This is a genomic window from Pilimelia anulata (assembly GCF_014647895.1).
Classification (GTDB): Bacteria; Actinomycetota; Actinomycetes; order Mycobacteriales; family Micromonosporaceae; genus Pilimelia; species Pilimelia anulata.
In genome coordinates this window covers 1-2535 of record NZ_BMQB01000026.1, presented here as the reverse complement: position 1 = coordinate 2535, position 2535 = coordinate 1, and the positions used below count along the sequence as shown (strand labels likewise).

General features: G+C 37.8%; 2 protein-coding genes. One reads left to right on the top strand and one right to left on the bottom strand.

The genetic code is table 11. The annotated features are described in order from the left end of the window. Positions 1-530 precede the first annotated feature (530 nt). Positions 531-1205: a capsid/nuclear shuttle family protein gene (locus IEY94_RS24530; RefSeq protein ID WP_229706294.1), complete on the top strand. Its 675-nt coding sequence runs from the start codon at positions 531-533 to the stop codon at positions 1203-1205. A 72-nt stretch (positions 1206-1277) separates the two neighbouring features. Here the strand turns inward: IEY94_RS24530 and IEY94_RS24525 are convergent, their stop codons facing one another. After that, positions 1278-2009, bottom strand: coding sequence for a movement protein BC1 (locus IEY94_RS24525; protein ID WP_229706292.1), 732 nt, complete (start codon positions 2007-2009; stop codon positions 1278-1280). Between the last annotated feature and the right edge of the window lie 526 nt (positions 2010-2535).

Genomic DNA, 2535 nt, shown 5'->3' with positions numbered 1-2535 from the left:
AAGGATCTGGAGACACGTGGCGGCCATCCGTTATAATATTACCGGATGGCCGCGCGATTTTTTTCCCCTTGAAATCCTGGCCGTGTATTTCAGTTCCGCAAAACTAGTTGAGCGTGTTTTTGAAATCCGTTGTTGTCGTGTCGACACGTGTTCTATATAGGGTCTCTTTTGTCATTTGATGCAAAAACCAACTTTAGTTTTGCACGTGGCGCGTTTTACAATGTTGCATTTAATTGGTAATGTTTATCCAACGGCTATATTTGATTCAAATTTTGAATCATGTGAGGAGTTGTCAGAAATTGGCCCTTTATATTTCTGACATTGTACTATATGTTTTAGATGGACCAATTAAATGCTTTGTTTCGTGCCTATTTAATTAATTGTGTAGATATATTGTGTATATATTGTGTTCATATTTATTAAGGAAACCTGTGTATTTGAAAATGTATTTTTCGCGAAACAAACGTGGTGCTACTACTACTTCGAGACGAAGCTATTCAAGGTATCCCTTGTCTAGGCGTTCGTATAGTGTGAATAGAATCAATGCCAAACGTGGATCGAATATTCATAGAAAGGCCAATGATGATGTTAGAATGTCAGCCCAACGTTTACATGAGAATCAGTTTGGGCCTGAATTTGTTATGGCCCATAATTCAGCGATCTCAACGTTTATTAATTTCCCTAATCTTGGTAAGAGTGAACCGAATCGATCAAAGAGTTTTATTAAGTTAAAACGTTTACGTTTTAAGGGTACCGTGAAAATTGAACGTGTTTTGAATATGGATGGTTCAACTCCTAAGATTGAAGGCGTATTTTCCATGGTCGTTGTTGTCGACCGAAAACCTCACTTGGGATCTTCTGGATGTCTACATACATTTGATGAATTGTTTGGTGCAAGGATACATAGTCACGGTAATTTAGCCATTATCGCCACATTGAAAGACCGTTTCTATATTCGTCATGTTTATAAGCGTGTGCTCTCAGTGGAGAAGGATAGCATGATGGTTGACGTCGAAGGAAGCACATATTTGTCTAATAAGCGTTTTAATTGTTGGGCTACATTTAAAGATGATGAACGTGACTCGTGTAATGGCGTTTATGCTAACATAAGCAAGAATGCCCTCTTAGTCTATTATTGTTGGATGTCAGATGCTATGTCCAAAGCATCTACGTTTGTATCATTTGATCTTGATTATGTTGGATGAATAATAATAATGTTTCGAATAAGTCATGATTATTTCCGCATTCTCTTTGCTTAAAATTTTTATAAAATATTTTTATTTCAACGACTTTGGTTGAGCAGGAGTACAATTACTGTTAATACATTCTTGGGTCGCAGTCTTTACCAATTCGTTTAATTGGGCCATTGAAAGGGTGATACTTGACTCGGTTCTCCGCGCTCCAACTATAGATGCGGATTCTCCAGGGTCTAGAATACTTGTTTCCAATCTATGAAGCTGTCTATATGGAAGTACTGTATTGTCTAATTCCGAGTCCGCATCTGAAGTACCGGTTCCTATTGAACTTCTTGTTGCCCATGTCTCTCCGGGTTTTAATGTTATTGGGCTGTGAAGCCCATATTTTGAAGTGGATGCGGACCTTATCAATTTCCTTTCCCATTTCCCGTAACCAACGTGGGAGAAATCCACATCTTTTTCAGTGAATTGTGTAGATAATATTTTCACTGTTGGGGGCTTGAAAGGAATATCCACCGAATGTTTCGCAGTGGATATCTTCAGTTTCCCCTTAAATTTGGCGAAATGTGTTCTTTGATGAACATTCGTGTCGCTAACTCTGTAATACAATTTCCAAGGAATTGGGTCTTTGAGGGAGAAGAATGAAGATGAAAAGAAGTGGAGATCTATGTTACATCTTATAGGATATGTCCACGACGCTTGTAATGACTCGTTATCCGTCATTCTTTTGTCATGAATCTCCACAATTACAGTTCCTGTTGCGTTTATAGGAACTTGTTGCCTGTATTCAATGACGCAATGATCAATCTTCATACAGCTACGACTTAATCTGGCGCTTAATTGAGCTGTTGTAGAAGGAAATTGTAATACTATCTCATTCAAGTCATGAGACAGTTGATATTCATCACGATGAGACTCGACATAATTGAACGCTGTTGGTGGATTAACTAATTGAGACTCCATTGTTAAGCGAAGATAAGAAAGAATGGCCGCGCAGCGGAATGCGTTCGGAAGTTTATGAAGCAAAGACTATAAAAGAGCTATGTTCTTGCGTAAGAACAAATTGAGAGAAAGCAAGTAAGAGGTGCTGTTGTTTATCTCAAATGGGCGCTCTTGCAATGTTTAAATAGACAAGATTATTTACGTACAGCATGGGAAAGTAATGGGAGTTTATTTAAGTAGAAATCATAAAGGTAATTATTAATTTAAAGTTGTTCAATTGTACTCTATTATTCAATTGAACAATGCGGTATGTGAGTAAATAATTCTTTGCGTTTTATTTTAAAACGCTTTGGTGGTGGCATACTCGTAAATAAGAGGGTGTACCCCGATTGAGCTC